Annotated in this window: 12 protein-coding genes; 6 read left to right on the top strand and 6 right to left on the bottom strand. The window is 39.7% G+C overall.

Annotated elements, in window-relative coordinates; translation table 11 throughout:
* Window positions 1-3 precede the first annotated feature (3 nt).
* From NLF99_RS14890 to NLF99_RS14875, 4 genes are all read right to left on the bottom strand, one after another.
* Window positions 4-3,501, bottom strand: coding sequence for a SusC/RagA family TonB-linked outer membrane protein (locus NLF99_RS14890; protein ID WP_254529221.1), 3,498 nt, complete (start codon window positions 3,499-3,501; stop codon window positions 4-6).
* 224 nt (window positions 3,502-3,725) lie between these two features.
* Window positions 3,726-4,901, bottom strand: a complete 1,176-nt coding sequence (locus tag NLF99_RS14885; protein ID WP_254529219.1) for a FecR family protein — start codon at window positions 4,899-4,901, stop codon at window positions 3,726-3,728.
* 143 nt (window positions 4,902-5,044) lie between these two features.
* Window positions 5,045-5,644: an RNA polymerase sigma factor gene (locus tag NLF99_RS14880; protein WP_254529217.1), complete on the bottom strand. Its 600-nt coding sequence runs from the start codon at window positions 5,642-5,644 to the stop codon at window positions 5,045-5,047.
* Between the two features lie 83 nt (window positions 5,645-5,727).
* Window positions 5,728-6,957, bottom strand: coding sequence for a DUF3748 domain-containing protein (locus NLF99_RS14875; protein ID WP_254529214.1), 1,230 nt, complete (start codon window positions 6,955-6,957; stop codon window positions 5,728-5,730).
* 480 nt (window positions 6,958-7,437) lie between these two features.
* Here NLF99_RS14875 and NLF99_RS14870 point away from each other — a divergent pair, with 480 nt between their 5' ends.
* The 6 genes from NLF99_RS14870 to NLF99_RS14845 are packed head-to-tail and all read left to right on the top strand — an operon-like array spanning window position 7,438 to window position 14,319.
* Window positions 7,438-8,091: a hydrolase gene (locus NLF99_RS14870; RefSeq protein ID WP_254529211.1), complete on the top strand. Its 654-nt coding sequence runs from the start codon at window positions 7,438-7,440 to the stop codon at window positions 8,089-8,091.
* Between the two features lie 54 nt (window positions 8,092-8,145).
* Window positions 8,146-9,438: an alginate export family protein gene (locus tag NLF99_RS14865; protein ID WP_254529209.1), complete on the top strand. Its 1,293-nt coding sequence runs from the start codon at window positions 8,146-8,148 to the stop codon at window positions 9,436-9,438.
* A gap of 27 nt (window positions 9,439-9,465) precedes the next feature.
* Window positions 9,466-11,382 carry an amidohydrolase gene (locus NLF99_RS14860; RefSeq protein WP_254529207.1) on the top strand — a complete coding sequence of 639 codons (1,917 nt, stop codon included), beginning with the start codon at window positions 9,466-9,468 and terminating at the stop codon, window positions 11,380-11,382.
* A gap of 9 nt (window positions 11,383-11,391) precedes the next feature.
* Window positions 11,392-11,814 carry a DoxX family protein gene (locus NLF99_RS14855; protein ID WP_185217025.1) on the top strand — a complete coding sequence of 141 codons (423 nt, stop codon included), beginning with the start codon at window positions 11,392-11,394 and terminating at the stop codon, window positions 11,812-11,814.
* A 5-nt stretch (window positions 11,815-11,819) separates the two neighbouring features.
* Complete coding sequence (locus NLF99_RS14850; protein ID WP_185211731.1) at window positions 11,820-12,503, top strand: YoaK family protein; 684 nt, start codon at window positions 11,820-11,822, stop codon at window positions 12,501-12,503.
* Between the two features lie 19 nt (window positions 12,504-12,522).
* The gene (locus tag NLF99_RS14845; protein WP_254529205.1) at window positions 12,523-14,319 is read left to right on the top strand and encodes an amidohydrolase; all 1,797 of its coding nucleotides are present in this window, start codon (window positions 12,523-12,525) and stop codon (window positions 14,317-14,319) included.
* Between the two features lie 60 nt (window positions 14,320-14,379).
* On the opposite strand, the gene NLF99_RS14840 is transcribed toward NLF99_RS14845, so the two are convergent.
* Together NLF99_RS14840 and NLF99_RS14835 are read right to left on the bottom strand one after the other, a co-directional pair.
* Window positions 14,380-15,525: an efflux RND transporter periplasmic adaptor subunit gene (locus tag NLF99_RS14840; protein WP_254529201.1), complete on the bottom strand. Its 1,146-nt coding sequence runs from the start codon at window positions 15,523-15,525 to the stop codon at window positions 14,380-14,382.
* A 2-nt stretch (window positions 15,526-15,527) separates the two neighbouring features.
* Entirely contained in the window at window positions 15,528-19,868 is a 4,341-nt protein-coding gene (locus NLF99_RS14835; RefSeq protein ID WP_254529198.1) for a CusA/CzcA family heavy metal efflux RND transporter, read from the bottom strand.
* Window positions 19,869-19,991 lie beyond the last annotated feature (123 nt).

The following is a 19,991-nucleotide window of genomic DNA, read 5'->3' as shown; positions in this document are numbered from 1 at the left end:
GTTTTAAAAGTCAAACTTCAACCCGAAGGTATAGCTAGGCATCAAACGCATTCCGCCCATTGGGAATTCTGGGTCTTCTCCAGCCTTGTTGGAATAGATGCTGAATAGATTGTTCCCCTGTGCATACAACAGTACGTTGTTGATCCCAATTCTTTTGGTCAAGGTTTCTGGAAAATGATATCCTAAATAGATTTCTTGAAGTCGCACATGCGATGCTGATTGGATCAGATAATCCATTGAACTGGTCACATAGCTCCAGATATAATATTCCGAATCATCTTTATTCAACGGCAAAGGGACCATCTTGCTTGGATCTGCAGTATTCACTTCCGATAATTTTGAATTCGGAAGCACTCTAGAAACCCAGTTTGGCGGATAATTGAATCCTAGCGTTTGAAATACATGCCCAAATTTACCAGTGAAAATAAAGGAGAAATCAAAGTTCTTATACTTGAAGGAGTTCATAAAGCCAAGGGTATATGGTGCAACCATGGTACCCATATTTCTCAAATAGGTTAATGGATTGCCTTCAGGAAAAGAAGATAATGGGAAGGGTTCACCATCAGGGCCAATTCGGGTCGGTTGATTATCGACGACACCAGAATATTGCCATCGCCATGCCGTATTGGCATCATAGCCTTTTACATAAGCAGCAGAACCGCCCAAAGGCATTTGGAATGCATTGTAATTCACAACAAATAAATCCGTGATCTCATTTTTATTATAAGCGAAATTTAAGTTTCCAGTCCACTGTACTTGGTCGCCAAAATTCTGCGAAGTACCAAGATCTATTTCAATACCTTTATTGACCATTGCCGCATTGTTCAGTTTCTGGATAAACGTACCATGGATAGAAGGAATGGACAATTCGGCCAAAAGGTCTTTACCAGATTTTTTATAGAGGTCTACCTTACCAAATAGTTTGTGTTCAAAAAATGAAAAGTCTATTCCGAAATCCCAATTACTGGTCTGCTCCCATCTAAGGGTTGGATTACCGTAACTTGCAAATCCAGCAATCAGTGCATTGATATATAGATCGGGAGACTGGCTTGGTGTAATCAAGGGCCTGAATGTGGTAGATGGATCATAATTGCCTAACTTTCCATAGGTCAATCGGGTTGTTAACCGGTCTATCCAATCCACATTTTCCATGAACCCTTCTTTATAGAGATGCCACATTCCCCCAACGGAAAAGAATGGGGCATAACGATATTTAGGATCATCAGTAATTAAATTGGATGCATCAAAACGGTAACTTCCGGAAAGGATATATTTCTGTTTATAAGTGTATGCAGCATTCCCGTAAGCAGAGAATAGGCGCTGTGTCGTGTATCCAAAAACATTAAGGTATGGAAACGTAATTTCCTGTCCCAAATAATCTAGGATAGGATTAGATGGTCCTCCAGGGCCATTTGGAAAAGTCCCTACAGACATGGTTTCTTCATTATACCCATAGGCAGGTGGATTTTCAACAGACTCCGCTGTTAAGCTTTGGAATTCCATACCCGCTAAGGCATCAAGCTCATGATCGGGACCAAAATCGCGGTTATACCTTAATTGCCCTCTTACATTATATAAATCTGTACGTACTCGTTTTTGCTTTAAAATGCCACCTTTTGGAAGGTTCATTATAAAGAGGTTGGGTTCCACGGATGGATCCCAAGTCGTCGATTCGTTTACAGACTTTCTGACTTCAAAACTGTTTTCATTGAACAGATTTCGGGTATTGGCTGTTCCATATTCATATTGACCTCTTAATTCTGCAGATAAGCCTTTTAACAATTTAAAATTCATGGCCCCTTGAAATCTAGCCTGTGTATTTTCTATACTGAGGTTTCTGTTTGCAATTTCTAATATCGGGTTATAGGTCCAGTCAGCATAAGGAAATGAAGCAGTAGGAACTTCTCGATCTAGAATAGGTGCATAATATTTATGGACATTTGTATAGGAGCCATCAGGATTGATCAACATATCATAAGGTGACCAGCTATTCAGATCTTCCAAGGTAACTCCACTGTTATGGTCTTTATTGAACAGATAATTCGCTCCCAAGGTTAAATCCCACCATTTTGTAATGCTGGTAATATTCCTAAAGTTGATCAAATATTTTTTACCATTGGTTTCTTTAAAGTTTGACTGGTTACTTTCATGCATCAGGGATAGATAATTGGTCATCCTTTCAGAGCCACCGGAAATGGAGAAATTGTATTGGGTAGCCGCTGGATTGTCAAGCAAATGATCAGTGATCTGCTTCTTATTGTCCAAAGTTTTCAATTGAGCCAATTGTGCATCACGCTCAGCCGTTGTTATAAACCCATAATTAGCTTCATTCATCAATATGGATGCTGTTCCCCAATCATAGCCTACATCATAAAAAGAAAATGGATCAGGTAGGGCACGCCAATTTTCATAGGCTTTCATTTCATAATCTACCGTTTCAGAAGAGGAAGCCAGTGGACGAACATAGCTTAAATCCAGTTTGGGTGAGATTTTAGTGAATACATTTAATTCCACCTTTAATGGAGCATTTTTATTGGCACTTTTAGTCGTGACAACAATAACCCCATTTGCAGAACGAGCTCCCCAAACTGAGCCTGCTGCGGCATCCTTCAAAACAGTAACGGATTCAACATCATTGGGATTGATGGAGGAGAAATCACCTTGGATAGGAAAACCATCCACAACAACCAATGGGGATGCATTGGCCATCAAGCTGGATTGGCCACGGATCTCGAGTTTAGGATTTCCTTTATCATCTACAGACCTAGCTTGCATTCCAGGTACTGTCCCGATCAACCGTTGCGAAATATTGGTAGAAGGTTTCTCCAATTGAGCCTTGGATACGGTACCATATGAGCCTGTGGACCTTTCTTTAGAAATAGTTTGAAAACCAGTATTGACAACCGTCACCTCACCGATGCTTTCAGGCTTGGGAGTCAGTAGCACAGAATAGAATGATTTCCCATCCAATTGAAGCTGCCTTTTTTCATATCCCAAATACGATATTTCCAAAATATCTGTCGCTTGCGCATCATCGATGGTAAAACTACCCTGCGCATCCGTAGAATAGTTTTTCTGTGTACGAAGATTAATGATGGTTGCCCCAATCAGCTTTTCTCCTTTTTCATTTAAAACCTGACCAGTAATGGTCCCTTGCTCTTGGCTTTCACTGACCTGTGGAGCTCTTGAAGGATTGACTTGGCTTACTGGCTTTAATGAAATTGAAATGGATTTTCCACTTCTCTTAAATTGCAGAGGCTTATTCTCAAGTAACTCAGGCATTACCTCTGAAAAATCCTTGTTCGAAACTTTTAGGTTAATTTTCCAATCCGGATTTATTACGCCATCCTCAAACACAAAGATATAGCCAGTCTGTTTGGTAAGTTCTAAAAATGCTTTCTTGAAGGTGGCATTTTTGAGGTCCAAATTGACTTTCTGTGCATTAGATTTCGCCATGACCCCTAGCATGGAAAATAAAAATAGAAAAATGGTCAGTTTCATTTTTAATAAAAAAACATGTTTTTTATTGCTCATCGGTACATCATAATGAACAATACATTCCATAAATCAAGACGGACTTAAATTGTAAAATCCAGTCTAATGATTAAGTTTGTACTGTCTGTTTAAAAAATAGTTAGCTATACTTTTATTTTTTCAGGCATTACTGCCAGAGGTGTCTTCAGCACCTCGGCAGCTTTTTGTAAAGGCAAACAATAGATCGGCCCCTATTTATATGCAGTTACTTTCCTGTCTTTTACTTTAAATTTAATCTTGGTATTTAATTCTATTGCTTCTAAAACTTCATTTAACTTCACGTCCCTTCTGATGGTAGCCGAGAGTTTTTGTTCTTTAAAAGGTCCCATATCTACTTCAACATCATACCATCGCTCGATTTTCTTTCCAAAATCTTCCAGACTTAGGTTATTGATCATGTAGAGACCATCCTTCCAGGAAGCATACTCATCTGTATCAACTACTCTGGTTTGCAATTCTCCATTACTTGAAAGAATAGCTTGTTGACCTGGTTTAATCTTAACAACCGCATTGTTCTGATCCGAGCTCACCTGCACACTACCTTCAACCAAAGTAGTAATCACCTGCCCTTTATCACCATAAGCATTGATATTAAAGGAGGTTCCCAAAACTTTTACGAATTGATTATTAGATTGAACGATAAATGGTTTCTTTGGGTTTTTCGTAATTTCAAAATATACTTCACCCGTAATTTTTACCTGTCTGTTTTCTCCAATAAATTGAGTAGGGTAATTAATGGATGAAGCAGCATTTAACCAAGCTTTAGAGCCATCAGGCAAGGTCACTTGATATTGACCTGACCGCGGGGTGCTAATGGTTGCCAACTGCACTTCCGGAGTTTTCATAATGGTTGTCCCATCTGCATAGGTCATTTGATCTGCTCCGACTACAAGTCCTTCCTGCCCCTCACTTAATGCAATGGCATTTCCATTGGAAAGGGTTAAAGTTGCGCGATTGGTTCCTGGGAAGATATCTGCTGAGGCAACCTGTTCCTGCGATGTTACTTTAGCTTTATTGTATATATAGTACCAAACCGTTGAAATGCTCATCAGTAATAGTACGGCAGCAGCATATTTCAAAACTGGTGAAATTCGGTGCTTAGGAAATTCTATGACACGATGTTCTTCATTGATTTTTAGGTTCAATTGCTTCCAGGTTTCTTCTACAATTGGAACAGATTTGATCTTCAGGTTTTCCTGATCCTTATTATTGTCGGATAACTGGAAATATTCCCGAAAACAAGCATCCATTTCCTCTTCATATTCTTCTGAGTCAATCATGGAAGTCAACAGGTCTAGTTCATCCTTATCCAAAGTATCGTTAATATACTTATGGAACAAAACGCGATATTGTTCATTCTTTTCCATATCGGATTTTAAAATTGGCTTTATTAATAGTTAGTGGACTATACTTAGAATACACCGAATACCTAAAAAGTAACAGGTTAGTTTTATAAAAAAACTGAAATAATTTATATAAACCTGATTATCAGATATATAATTTTAGACTTTTAGCGAAAATAATTGCTTGAGACAAAGGGAACCAAGAACAAAAGTAGCTGAGGAAACCTACTTTGAAGGAATAATCGGATCTGCTTATTAGCGATCTGCAAATGTTGATTGATGGCGGAATGGCTGATCTGAAGTTCTTCACTTATTTCTTTATAGCTTTTACCTTCCAGTTTATGGAGTACATATACTTCTCTTTGTCTAGGTGTCAAAGCAGATAGCGCTTCTTCAAATAGTTTATTCGTTTCTTCAAACTGTAAGTTCTCCTCCACGTGCGAGTAGAATTCTCCCGTATTTAGTTGAGAAATACGATTCTGTTCTCGAATTGAACTCCTAAATGCGTTTCGCGATTGATTGGTCGCCATGGTATAGAGCAAGGCTCCAAAAGATTTTTCTTCCTTTAATTCTGTTCTGATCTGCCAAATTTTAAGAAAGATATCCTGTAATAGATCTTGGGCAAGATCTTCCGATTTCACGAGTTGCAGGAGTTTTATCGTAAGTTTTTCAGCGTACCTATGGTATAGTTTTTCAAAAGCAGTACGATTTCCAGCTTGCAATTGCAAAAGCAATTCTCTTTCGTCTTTATTGCCTTGATCGACCATGTATTTTATTCCTTAGGGTGATGAACATCCTAAATTACAAAAACCTTTGGTTATTGACGGATATTCATGTTTAAACGTACGCTCTATTTTAGGTAAATCAATTTGATCTGTTGATTCAGTTTCCCGTTGTTCTCCACAAATTGATTAAATGCGATGATGCGACCATTCCTAGAGAAGTTAGGGATTCCTTGAACAGGAAGGTCCTCTTCAGTGAAATCGGTGAGTTTAACCAATTTGGACTGTTTCAAATGGAAGAGGTAAACATTATTTTTGGCAATAAAAGTAATCCGCTCTCCTTTTGGGTCAAGATTGATAGCTGATGCAACTGAAAAATCAAAATCGCTAAGATAGATCATTTTCCCAGAAGGAATTTCACATTGTATGATTTGGTTTTTATCCTGATTATCTTTGGCCAATGCAAAAATGGCTCCTCCATCTGGACTTGCTCTTAGCCAATGCCTTAAATTTGACAAGCCTTTCTCCGATCTCGTGATCCTAACAGCTTCTATATCCTGAGGTACTTTTGGATAATCCAAAATGTTTTCATCATTAACAGAATCCTTGAGCAATAAATCCCTATTAATTTCAACGGTATAGATTTCGGTTATCTGCTTACCTTCCTTATTTAACGTATTACCTTGAAAAGCCAAGACATTATCATTTAACCAACATTCATCAAATGCTTTTACGATTTGATCCGAGCCTGGGATGGCCTTTGGTACCACCTGAGCTAAAAGGCTGGAAAAATAGGTTCCTTGTATATTTCCAGGAATAGGTTCAACTTTTTCTACAGGACCCTTTTGAAACATTACTCCAACGGTCCTTAAATCAGGTTCAATAAACTCGTCATTATAGGTGAAACTAACCATGTCACCGTTGGGACTCCAGCAATGCGAATGCGTTCCACCCCTTAAGCTTCCTTTTGAAAACGGCTTTTGGATATCCCTTGAGTCTGCTGGATAGGCATTGATCTCATGACCAAGTTCGACCATCATTCCAAAACGGCGGGTCATTGCGTAAGGTTTTTCAGCATTGGCATCAGGTAAGCCATGGATAAAGATCACAAGGTTTTCATGCGGGTGAAAAGATGCTGCTCCTACTCCTGGACCATATTGGCTTGGGTTCTTGGTCTGGTATATGATTCTTTCTTCCTTGGAGTTAACATTGACCATTCCAATTTCGGTACATTCTCCAATTTTAGTATCGTCGTTCCTTGCGTCGAAAACGATCCATTCATTATTGAAGTTGAAAACGGAATTATGGTGAAGGGTATGTCCTCGATCGGATTGGGTAAGCGTTTCAATTTTATACATGGAATTAGAATTCATTTTACATCCGGCAAAAAAACAGCTGCAATAACAAGAAGCAAATTATGGAATTTAGCTGGAAAGAAGGCAAAAATTGCTGTTTTGGATCGGCCATGAAATTCCTACCCTAAGTTTACCCGCTTTACTATTGATAATATTTTATCCAACACGCATAATTTTCGGTTAATAACTTTAAATTTTTTTTCATCTTTTTAAGATTTCTGTTAGAATTTTCTTTTAAAACCTTGCCTAAAGCAAAGGACACATCCCTACTCTGCTGTTAATAATTTAACATTAATTGTGAAAACAAACTGGAAATTAGATGGTTAAACATTTAATTGTTCTTTTTAAATTTATTAACATAAATCAATGGATAGTTATCATTCAGGAAATAACTTTGAAATATGTTTTAGGTTTTGAACATTATTTTAATACCTGCGAAACTAATTAACTAAATATTTTTTTCACTATTTAATCACAAAGACCATGACATCCAAAAATCCAACCCCAGCAAAATCACTTCTGACACCAGACAACCATGCTTTAGTGTTGATCGACCATGAAGGACAAATGGCTTTTGCAACCTCATCCATCCCCATGATGCAGTTGCGCGCCCATGTAGCCTTGCTAGCCGGAGGATCTAAAATCTTCAATGTCCCTACCATCGTAACTACAGTAGCCGAAGAAACGTTCTCGGGACCCGTATTCCCTGAGATCGAAGATGTATATCCGCAAGCAACCCATCCTTATATCGACCGTACCACAATGAACACTTGGGAAGACCAAAATGCCCATGACGCCATCGTAGCCACAGGAAAGAAAAGATTGGTATTGGCTGGTCTGTGGACCAGTGTATGTATTGCGATGCCAGCACTTTCGGCAATTGAAGAAGGTTATGAAGTATATGTCGTTACTGATGCCTGTGGTGACATTAAACCTGAGGCCCATAGCATGTCCTTAATCCGCATGCAACAAGCTGGTGTAATTCCGATCACTGCTGTTCAATATGTATTGGAACTACAGAGAGATTGGGCACGTCAAGAAACTTACGAACCTGTAAACAACTTAATCAAGCAAAGAGCAGGATCATACGGTTTAGGTGTGCACTATGCGAAACACATGCTTAATAAAAACAATTAATCCTCTAACCCTATTATTTTAAGGTAGAAGATGAACAAAACCAAAAACTGGCGAATGACTATTAGCAGATATATTTTTATTTCAATCATATCATTAATTCCAGTTTTTGGTTTTTCCCAACAGCAAGATTCCATAGAACGATCAAACAAAATCAATTTCAAACAGGGAGGAGATATCCGCGTGCAATATTTTCATTTCAACAATCAAAATTGGAAAAAGGGAAATGATTCCGATTACTTATTGACTCGATTTTTATGGAATGCATCCTTAAATGTAGGTGCATCCCATCAATTCAAGGTTGAGTTCCAAAGTGGATTGGCAAATGGAATACCTAAACCGGTGTCCCCCGTCGATGAAAATGTTTTGGATCTACATCAAGCGTATTATAAATATTCCCATAAAATCAATAACTCGAATAAGATTTCAGCGACGATAGGAAGACAGGAACTTCAATATGGTTCACAAAGGATTATTTCTGTTCGGGAAGGACCTAACAACAGGCAATCATTTGATGCCATCAAGGTTAAATATGAACAAAATGACCTGTCGATTGATGCTTTTCTTTCCACATACGTTCAAGCCAAGACCGGTTTCTTTAATGATAGATTCTTAAATCAGAACAATGTGCTATGGGGAATATATGCTGTTAAGCATCATGTTCCTGTGATCCAGAATTTTGACCTTTACTATTTAGGTATCCATAGAAAAAAGGAAGTTATCAACCTACATAGTTATGAAACCAAGAAGCACTCTTTAGGGCTTCGAATTTGGGAAGGCACCTCAAACTTCACTTATGATCTAGAAGCACTCCTACAATGGGGAAAGGCTAATTCAGGGGAACAGATCAACTCCTCTACGGCCTCAGCTCATATCACGTATAAGTTTGCGGAATTAGATTGGAAACCAATTTTAGGCTTAAAAGCGCAATACATCAGCGGAGACAAGGATTCAACAGATCAAACGCTGAATACCTTCGATCCTATCTATCCAAAAGGAGCCTATTTTGGATTAAGTCCGATCATCGGTCCTAAAAACTTAACCAACATCCATCTTTACAGCAAAATCAATCCTATCAAGGACCTTACAGTTTCCTTAGAATACATCTATTTCTGGAGGAACTCGAGTGAAGATGCCGTATATGATGTAGGCGGAAATCCCTTGATAAAAAGCCTAAATCAGGAATCAAGAAACATTGGTAGCCAGTTTCAGGTCAGCCCTCAGTATCACCTCAAAGAAAAGCTTGTTCTCATGGGTGACTTTGCCTATTTCAAAACCGATCAATTCTTACAGGAATCGGATGCTGTAGACCTGTTCTCAGCTGCATTGGGAATTCAATATTCATTTTAGAAGTATAATTTTTAAAAATAAATAATCATGAAAGCAGACATAATATTATATAACGGAAAGATTAATACTTTAGACAAAGAAAACCAGATAGCCAATGCAGTGGCTATAAAAGATGATAAATTTATTGCGGTTGGTACCGACAAGGAAGTGATGGAGTTTTCGGACAACAAGACCAAACTTGTGGACCTGCAGCAAAGAACGGTTATCCCGGGCATCAACGATTCACATACCCACTTAATCCGCGGTGGTCTGAACTACAATCTTGAGCTGCGTTGGGATGGAGTACCTTCTTTGGCTGATGCCTTGAGAATGCTTAAGGAACAGGTGGATATCACACCGAGTCCGCAATGGGTCAGAGTTGTAGGCGGTTGGACAGAACAGCAGTTTGCAGAGAAAAGGATGCCTACTTTGGAGGAGCTCAATGCCATCGCTCCTGATACCCCTGTTTTTATCCTTCATTTATATGACCGAGCATTTTTGAATGCCGCTGCCCTTCGTGCTGTCGGTTATGATAAAAACACGCCTAACCCTCCGGGAGGAGAAATCCAAAAGGATGCCAATGGCAATCCAACAGGTTTGATCCTAGCGACTCCAAATGCGACCATCTTGTACGCGACATTGGGCAAAGGTCCAAAATTAGGTTTTGAGGAGTCCTTGAATTCCACAAGACATTTTATGCGTGAGTTGAATCGCTTTGGGATTACCAGTGTAATCGATGCTGGCGGTGGTTCACAAAATTATCCGGATGATTATAAAGTCATCGAAACCTTAAGGGATGAAGATGAACTGACCGTAAGGATAGCATACAACCTATTTACACAGAAACCTAAAGAGGAATATCAAGATTTTCAAGGCTGGATAGACAGTGTAAAGCTTTTCCAAGGGGATGATAAATACAGGCATAATGGTGCCGGCGAAATGTTGGTTTATTCTGCTGCTGACTTCGAAGACTTTTTGCAACCAAGGCCTGACCTTCCAGAAACCATGGAAGAAGAGCTGGAAAAAGTGGTGAAGCTTTTGGTTACCAACAGATGGCCATTCAGGTTACATGCGACCTATAACGAGAGTATCAATAGATTCTTAAATGTCTTTGAAAAAGTAAACAAGGAAGTTCCTTTTGATGGATTGCATTGGATTTTTGACCATGCTGAGACCATTACCGAACAAAACATTGAACGTGTCAAGGCATTGGGCGGTGGTATTGCAATTCAGCATAGAATGGCCTACCAAGGTGAATATTTTACCGAACGATATGGCAAAGATGCTGCTGAACATACCCCACCAGTAAAAAAGATGTTGGAGATGGGTATTCCTGTAGCCGGAGGTACTGATGCCACTCGTGTTGCAAGTTATAACCCATGGGTTGGCCTATACTGGTTAGCTGCCGGAAAAACAGTAGGAGGACAGAAAATCTATTCCGATCAAACCATTTTAGACCGTCAAACCGCTCTTGAATTATATACCAAAGGTGGCTCTTGGTTCTCAAACGAACAAGGCAAAAAGGGCGAGATCAAAGTAGGTCAATTAGGAGACTTGGTTGTTTTGGACCGTGATTATTTCAATGTTCAAGAAGAGGAAATCAAAGATATCGAGGCTGACCTGACCGTTGTTGGGGGTAAGATCGTCTATGCTAAAGGTGATTTCCGAAACGAAGCACCTCCTGCCCTTCCAATTTTACCGGATTGGTCGCCGACCAAAAACTACAATGGCTATTTCCCTGGATCTAACAATCTTGAACTTTCAAGCTACAATAAGAATAGCAGCGACGTCAAATCGGCGAAAGCAAAGGCTATGGCCCAAGCGCAAGCACAGTACATCCATGCATGTATTGGCTCATGCAATGTTCATGGCCATAACCATAATGTGGCTAGGATGAGCAATGTCCCAGTAAATAATTACACGTCTTTCTGGGGTACTTTAGGCTGTTCTTGTTTTTCATTTTAATAAATATCCATGCAAGAGCTAATAACCAAACTATTATACTCTGATTTAGGATCAGAATTTAACAATTGGGTATTCCTTGGGTTCAGGGTGTTATTGATGATCGAACTGATGCGAGTGCATGGTCTAAAGAAAACGGACAGCCATCACGACACCCCAAATCCTTTGGGTTTGCCTCAAAAACTGAATAATTTAATTTCAGTATTCGCCACCCTATATCTTCCATTATTAGGAGTCATAGGGCTTGGTACCCGCTTAGTTATGCTGCCAGCATTAATGATCACGGCTATTGGATACTTTGTCATCCACAGGAAAGATAGTGTGGTAGAAAGAGATGTGCCCTTTATGTACAGTCTTTCTCTATTGTTGCTGGTATTATTTGGAGCAGGAACCAAATCAGTGGACTACTGGATCATAAACAACTTTCTACATTAAAAAACATGGAAAACAACATTTCAAAAATCATCGCTAATTTTCTTTTGGTATTTGTTGCCGGCTATGCCGATACCGCAACATTTACTTCTGGAAATGAAGTATTTTCTGCCCATGTGACGGGAAACTTTGTCGTCTTTGCCAATAAGTTGATCCACAATCCGCAACTTTCTGATTACAGGATATTACTGACCTTTCCTGTATTTATTGTTGCTGTTTATTTTACGGGATACCTTAACAGCAAAATCAATAATGAACGTACTCTTTATTTAGTGATGGGTACCATATTAGCTATCTCGGGACTGCTCGCGCATTTCATCGGTAAAGATTATCCCATTGAATCGTTAGTGAATTTCGGAATAGTGCTGGTTGTAGTGTTTGCTCTAGGTATTAAAAATGCCATCAATAAACTCTATGGTAAATCTACTTTTGGACCAACGACGGTGATGACTGGAAATGTGACTAAGGCAACATTGGATTTTTGTCATGCCTTTATGGGCAAGGAAAAAGATGTTGATGCCAGAAAAAGTTTCTGGAGGATGCTCATATTAATTGTCGGGTTCTTGATTGGCTGTATCTCTGGGGCCCTGCTTTCTGCAAAATATGGCTTAGTCGTCCTGTTGATTCCGGCAACATTGGTCCTGCTCTATTACAGCCTGTTTTTTTCAAAAGCCAAAATTGCAAGCAGTTAGTTCCTTAAACATATCTATCATGAGAAAATTCAATCACTACATCACACTTGCCTACCTTACTATACTCTGTGTTTTTTGCAGTTCGCAATTATCGGCACAAGAGAAGGCAGATATTATTATCCATAACGCGAAAGTCCATAGCATGGACAAAGCTAATCCCACTGCTGAAGCTATCGCCATCAAAGGCAATAAAATCCTAGCCTTAGGCAGCAATGCTGAAATCAATAAGTTGAAAGGAAAATCCAGCAAAACAATAGATGCCAAAGGAAAAACAGTAATTCCTGGTCTTTTTGACTCCCATTCCCATGTGATCCGAGCTGGCAGATTCTACAACAGCGAATTGCGCTGGGATGGAGTGAGCACTCTGGAAAGAGCACTTCAGATGTTAAAAGAACAAGCCGAACGGACTCCAAAAGGCCAATGGGTGCGAGTTGTTGGTGGCTGGTCTCCGAATCAGTTTAAGGAAGAACGCTTCCCTACACTTGAGGAAATCAATGAAGCTACTGGCGATGTACCGACTTTCGTCCTTTATCTTTACGGAAAAGTGTATTTAAACAAAGCGGGGGTTGCCGCCCTGAAACTTAACTCGGAGAGTGAAAATCCTCCTGGAGGATTAATAGAGAAAGATAAACACGGAAATCCAACTGGGATGTTATTTGCAGAACCCAATGCTTTTATCTTGTACTCCACCCTTTCCAAACTGCCCGAGCTGAGTGACGAAGAAAAGATAAATTCAACCTTACTTTACATGACAGAATTGAATCGCCTAGGCATCACCTCTGTTATGGATGCTGGTGGTGGTTTCCAAAACTATCCGGATGATTATAGCATAACCGATAAATTGAATGAAGAAGGAAAGATCAGCATTCGACTTCCACATTACCTTTTCGCCCAGAAAAAGGGTGAAGAGCTGAATGACTATACCAAATGGGTAGGCATGGTTGATGTGGGCATCCATCCAAAAGCAACAGCGGTACCCAAAGATTATTATGTAGCTGGTGCCGGCGAGAATATCGTCTCTGATGCCGGAGATTTTGAGAACTTCCTTTTCCCTAGACCGGAATTACCAGAATCCATGGAAACTCAATTGCTGCCCGTAATCCGATTGTTGGTGAACAATAAATGGCCATTCAGATTGCATGCTACTTATGATGAAACCATTGGAAGGATGTTGGATGTAATCGAAGCTGTTAATGAGGAAATTCCATTGGGAGACCTTGTTTGGTTTTTTGACCATGCGGAAACGGTAAGTGATGCAAACCTAAATAGGATCAAAGCATTAAATGGAGGGATTGCCATTCAAAATAGGATGTCTTTCCAAGGTGAGAATTTTATCAGAAGGTATGGCAAGAAGGCTGCGAATCAAGCGCCACCCATCCATAAAATCCTAGAAATGGGAATCCCTGTCGGATTAGGCACCGATGCCACCCGGGTCTCATCTTTCAACCCTTGGTTGGCAATCCATTGGTTGGTCTCTGGAAAGACGGTTGGAAATACCGAAATCCTACAAAAGGAAAATCGATTGGACCGCACACTGGCCCTTGAGCTTATGACAAAAGGTGGCTACGACCTTATCAAACAAAGCAATGAAAAAGGCTTGCTAAAACCAGGTTATTATGCGGATTTGACCATTTTGGATCAGGATTATTTTACCATTCCTGAAGATGATATCAAAAAACTAAAATCTAACTTAACCATCGTAGATGGGAAAATAGTATATGCAGATGATCAGTTCAAAGCATTCAGCAAAGAAAAACTGGAAGTGATTCCCGCATGGAGCCCAGTTAAATATTATGGTGGTTACCAAGAAAATTAATCAGTCTTGAAAAAATGAGCTGTCGAGATGGACAGCTCATTTTTTAATTCCTGTTCTTCACTATTCTTCTTCGGTATTCTTTAATTTCATCAAAAGCGTATAGGCATTCTTGCTGACAACCTTCTTCTGCGAAAAATCCTGTGCATTTAACACCTGTACGAATCCCTTATCTGACTCGCCTAAAGAAACTGCTACCATGCGGTAGGTATTCTTGCCTTCATGAACAAATACAAAATTCTGTCCCTTGTAATCTACGATGCTTTCTTCGGGCAATGCTTTTGAAAAAGCAGTCTGTGATACAATTTCTATATTCATGTAAGTACCCGGAACTAAATTGAGGTTCTTTTGGGTAAACTGACATTGAACATCTGCCAATCCATTTTCGTCAATTATGGCCCCCAGCAATTGGATCTTTGCTGGGTATCTAGTCTGAGGATCTAGATTTGAATAGGCTACTAAATCCTGTCCAACCTTTAATTTTTCCAAGTCTTTCTCCAGAACTTTAATGCTGAGATGAATATTGCTGGGATTGATCAATTCGAAAAGGACATCGGTGGGACTTAAATACTTCCCGATATTTACATTGACTCTACTGACATATCCATTAATCGGACTATACACAGCAACATGATTGACAATATTAGTTGAGCTTATTTGATTAGGATCTATATGGACCATCCTCAATTGCTGTGCAATTGTGTTCATAAGAACTTGTTGGTTTTCCATTTCAGATTTTGCAGCTTGCATAACCTTGTCGCTACTCGCTTGGGCTTGGTTCAAGTCTCGCTGACGGATATAATCGAGATTGGCAAAGTTATACTTCGATTTTGCAGTCAAATAATCTTGTTGCAACTGTATAAACTGTGGATTTTCCAATATGGCAAGAACCTGCCCTTTGGCCACCTTCTTACCTGTCACTAAATCTGTTTGCTTTAAATATCCTCCTAAAGGTGCGCTGATGGATATTAAGTTTTGTGGAGGCACATCAATCTTGCCATTCATTTTTAACATCACTGAAATCTGCTGATCGGAGATTTCCATTTCTTCGATGCCTGCATTTTTTAGTTGTGCGTCCGTTAAAATGACTAGATCCTCTTCTGCTTTGTTTGCCACACTTTGCTGTTCGCTTACCTTCGTTGAACATGCAAACATGATGCTCATCAGGATTAAGGATATATATAAATAAATTGATTTTATAATTTTCATGATCATAGATTTAGAAGAAGAAATTTGTATTGAATGACAGCTTCATTGAGCTTCCACAAAGCATCTAGGTAATTATTGTTTACCAGTACGGTTTGATTTAAAAGCATCACGTATTCCAAGTAATTGATCTCTCCATTATTAAATTGACTTTGGGCAGTTTCCAAAATTATTTGGGCATGCCTTAAATCACTTGATTCAAACTGATTGACAATCTTTAAGGAATTTTGATAAGCAATATTTAGCTGCTCCCTTTGAACTTCCATGCTGTATCTGAAGTTTTGAAGATTGCTCTCTGCTATGTTTTCTGATATCCTTGATGCTTTCACTTTGGCCCTTTGTCCTGAGGAGAAAATGGGCAAGCCTATCCCGAACTGTACAGAATGAAACCTTGGAACGGCATTGTAATAGATATCGTTTGGACCAATCCCTTTGAAACTATTCAAACTATACCCTAGTGTCAATTCTGGCAATAGCCTAGATTTCTCCAATTCAACCTGTTTAGCAGAAATGACAACTTCTTGTTCCAATAGACTTATTTGAGGGTTATCTTGACCCTCTTGAAAAGCAAGTTTTGCATGAGCTTCATCTATCACCGTGAATGCTGAATTGGAATTGAGAAGCCAGTTAAAACGCTTAAGCAACATATCAAGCTCCTGTTGTATTTGCATGACCTGAACACCAATCGATGACCTTTGGTTCTCCACTGTACTTAGTTCCAATATATTGCTTTCTCCAGCCTTCTTACGCAAGGTTGCTTTCTCCGCCATCTTAGAATACAGCTGTTGATAGCTTTCTAAAAGCTTTATCTTGTCCTTCCAGAACAACATCTCATAGTAAGTCAAGGAAACGGCTTTCTTCAACTCATATTCTTTCATGTCAATATACAATTCACTTTTCTTCCATTCCTCAGTAAATAAGCCTTTTTGTTTGCTGTAAACCGTTGGGAAGGCAATGCTTTGTGAGGCATTCAATCGGATATCCGTATTGGCACTATTGACCTGGCCGTATTCAGAATTGATCCCAAACTGAGGAATATCGTAGCTAGCTGTCTTTATCAAACTTTTTGCATAGTCAGATTTTAGTTTCTCTAGTTTAATATTGCGATTTTCTTTTATGGCCAATTGCATGGCATCCTCTAGTGAAATAGGAGTCTGTGCATTAAGCTGATTACCTAAAAAGGAACTCATGAACAATAAAATGATAACTAATATTTCAGGCTTTTTAATCTTTCTTTTAAATCCATTTTCAATGGTGACATAAAGCAATGGAAGAACAAACAGTGTCAGCAAAGTTGCAACCATCAAGCCTCCAATGACCACGGTTGCCAAGGGTCTTTGAACTTCTGCACCAGCTCCTGAACTGATTGCCATTGGGATAAATCCCAATGAAGCGACACTAGCAGTCATCAAGACGGGTCGCAAACGGCTTTCGCCAGCATCAATCACAATCCTGACAATATTCCTAATGCCTTTTTTCTTCAACCTATTGAACTCCGAGATCAACACAATTCCATTCAAAACAGCCACACCAAACAAAGCGATAAACCCAACCCCAGCACTGATACTGAACGGCATCCCCCGGAATGCCAAAAGAAACACCCCTCCAATAATAGACAAGGGTATCGCCGTATAGATCAGAAGGCTTTCTTTGATTGACTTAAAAGCCAAAAACAACAGGATAAAAATCAACGCTAAGGCTATTGGTACAGCAATCATCAATCTACCTTTTGCATTATTCAAATTCTCGAAAGAACCACCATAGGAAATGGAATAACCAGCCGGAAGCTTAATCTGTTGTTCCACTTTACCTTGAAGTTCCTCAACAATACTCTGAACATCCCGATCCTTAATATTAAAACCCACCACAATCCTTCTTTGCGCATTCTCTCGCTGAATTTGATTGGGTCCTTGGACGATGTCCACGGTTGCTAATTTGGACAAAGGAATCTGCACTCCTTCTTTCGTGGGTATAAGGAGATCCTGAACCTGTCGAAGGTTTTGTCGTAGATCCTGGTTCAATCTCACTACGATGTCGAACCTCTTCTCCCCTTCGAAAAACTGACCTGATTGCTGCCCTGCAAAGGCAGCATTGATGACCTTGTTGATTTCTGCAATGGAAAGATGATATTGTGCTATGACAGGTCTGTTAAACTTTACCAGCACTTGGGATAATCCCGATATAGGCTCTATATATAAATTCTGAGTTCCTTCAACTTCATTGATAATCTTTCCGATCTTCTTGGCACTTTCCATTAAGGAATCGAGGTCATCGCCAAATATTTTGAGCACTACATCCTGTCTAGCACCCGTCATCAGCTCATTGAAGCGCATCTGCACCGGGTATTGGAAACCAACGGTTATACCCGGCACATCCTCCAATGCCTTTGCCATCTTGTCTGCCATTTCTGGAAAGGTCCTGGCTGATGTCCATTCCTTTTTGTCTTTTAAGATAACCATCATATCGGAGGCTTCCATCGGCATCGGATCGGTTGGCACTTCCCCACTACCTATTTTTGTAACTACCTTTTCTACTTCCGGAAAGTTGGTTTTTAAGATTTTCGCTGCCTTTGTGACGCTTTCAATGGTGGTATTCAGATTACTTCCGGGCAATATCCTGGTGTCAACAGCAAAATCTCCTTCTTCCAGAGAAGGAATAAATTCTCCTCCCATCCGACTTAAAATCCATATCGATATTGCAAATAGGATTAGAACAATGGAAAAGATAAGTTTGGGCAACCTCAATACTTTAAATAGGATTCTTTGATATAGAGCTTCCATCTTTTTCATCATTCGGTCCGAAAAGGAAGGTTTTAGCTGTCTTTTCTTTAACAAAACCGAACTCATCATAGGGATATAAGTTAAGGAGAGAAGAAATGCCCCCAATAACGCAAAAGCAACCGTCTCTGCCATTGGTTTAAACATTTTCCCTTCTATGCCTTCTAAGGTCAATATCGGAAGATAAACAATCAAGATAATGACCTGACCGAATACCGCAGAATTCATCATTTTACCCGCTGAATCCACCACAATAGAATCCATCTTTTTGTTCGGTATATTGGTCAATTCTTGGAATTTCGCATTTTTGCTCAGTTGATGCATGACCGCTTCAACAATGATAACTGCACCATCAATGATGAGCCCAAAATCTAAGGCCCCTAAACTCATCAGGTTGCCACTGACCGAGAACAGGTTCATCATACAGATGGCAAACAGCATGGCAAGAGGAATGACTGAAGCAACTAAAAAGCCTGCTCTTATATTTCCTAAAAATAGCACCAACACAAAAACGACAATCAAGGAACCTTCCAAAAGATTGGTTTCAACGGTGTTTATCGCATTGTTGACCATCTTTGTCCGGTCCAAGAAAGGTTCCAACAGCACGCCCTCAGGTAGTGTTTTTTGGATTTCAGCAACCTTCTTTTTTACCTCCTTTATGACTTGGCTGCTATTGGCTCCTTTTAGCATCATCACCACAGCGCCTGCCACCTCGCCTTCATCATTATAAGTCATGGCACCATAACGTGTGGCATAACCAATCTTTACCTCCGCTACATCTCTGATAAATAATGGAACTTCAGACTCCTTGTTGATGGCTATATTTTCAATATCCATAATGGAATTAACAAGGCCTTCACTACGGATATATAAAACCGTCGGACCTTTCTCAATATAGGAACCACCTGTATTCTGATTGTTATCATTCAAGGCTTGGAAAACATCATGAATGGTGATTCCATAAGCATTCAATTTATCTGGATTTACAGCAATTTCATATTGCTTCAATTTGCCGCCAAAGCTGCTTACTTCTGCAACGCCTTGTACTCCTAAAAGCTGTCGCCTAACCACCCAATCCTGGATAGTTCTCAATTCTGTCACATTGAACTTCCGTTCATAGCCTGTCTTGGCCCGGATTACATACTGATATATTTCGCCAAGACCCGTCGATATTGGACCTAGCTCAGGTATTCCTATTTCCGCAGGAATCTCCTGCTGCACTTTTTGGAGACGCTCAGCAACTTGCTGCCTGGCCCAATAGATATCAACATGATCTTCAAAAACGATGGTCACTAAGGAAAGGCCAAACCTCGAAAAACTCCGTATTTCCTTTCTGCCGGAAATATTGTTGTTGGCCTGTTCAATTGGAAAGGTAATCAAACGTTCAATATCAGTTGCGCCATATGATGGGGCTACTGTAATAACCTGCACTTGATTATTGGTAATGTCTGGAACTGCGTCAATGGGCAGCCTAGTAAGCTGATATGACCCCACCGCGATAAGCCCCAATACCAAGAGTGCGATAATGAGCTTATTCCTTACGGAATACTCAATAATTCTTGTAAGCATAATCTGGATTCTGTTAATCTTTAAAAAAAATGAAACTCAAGCCTAGTCTGTAACCCCCTTGAAACCCCCAATTCCTTAAAGATCTGGACATGGTTACCCAAGAATGTGATTACAAACCGATAT

The sequence above is a fragment of the Sphingobacterium sp. LZ11T8 genome, assembly GCF_024261425.1.
Taxonomy (GTDB): domain Bacteria; phylum Bacteroidota; class Bacteroidia; order Sphingobacteriales; family Sphingobacteriaceae; genus Sphingobacterium.
Note: the sequence above shows the minus strand (reverse complement) of the source record. Positions and strands in the feature narration are given on the sequence as shown.

Coding starts and splice junctions, on each gene's coding strand:
- NLF99_RS14865 (WP_254529209.1), top strand. CDS start 8,146: ATGACTATTAGCAGATATATTTTTATTTCAATCATATCATTAATTCCA.
- NLF99_RS14870 (WP_254529211.1), top strand. CDS start 7,438: ATGACATCCAAAAATCCAACCCCAGCAAAATCACTTCTGACACCAGAC.
- NLF99_RS14855 (WP_185217025.1), top strand. CDS start 11,392: ATGCAAGAGCTAATAACCAAACTATTATACTCTGATTTAGGATCAGAA.
- NLF99_RS14845 (WP_254529205.1), top strand. CDS start 12,523: ATGAGAAAATTCAATCACTACATCACACTTGCCTACCTTACTATACTC.
- NLF99_RS14885 (WP_254529219.1), bottom strand. CDS start 4,901: ATGGAAAAGAATGAACAATATCGCGTTTTGTTCCATAAGTATATTAAC.
- NLF99_RS14875 (WP_254529214.1), bottom strand. CDS start 6,957: ATGTATAAAATTGAAACGCTTACCCAATCCGATCGAGGACATACCCTT.
- NLF99_RS14890 (WP_254529221.1), bottom strand. CDS start 3,501: ATGAAACTGACCATTTTTCTATTTTTATTTTCCATGCTAGGGGTCATG.
- NLF99_RS14840 (WP_254529201.1), bottom strand. CDS start 15,525: ATGAAAATTATAAAATCAATTTATTTATATATATCCTTAATCCTGATG.
- NLF99_RS14880 (WP_254529217.1), bottom strand. CDS start 5,644: ATGGTCGATCAAGGCAATAAAGACGAAAGAGAATTGCTTTTGCAATTG.
- NLF99_RS14835 (WP_254529198.1), bottom strand. CDS start 19,868: ATGCTTACAAGAATTATTGAGTATTCCGTAAGGAATAAGCTCATTATC.
- NLF99_RS14850 (WP_185211731.1), top strand. CDS start 11,820: ATGGAAAACAACATTTCAAAAATCATCGCTAATTTTCTTTTGGTATTT.
- NLF99_RS14860 (WP_254529207.1), top strand. CDS start 9,466: ATGAAAGCAGACATAATATTATATAACGGAAAGATTAATACTTTAGAC.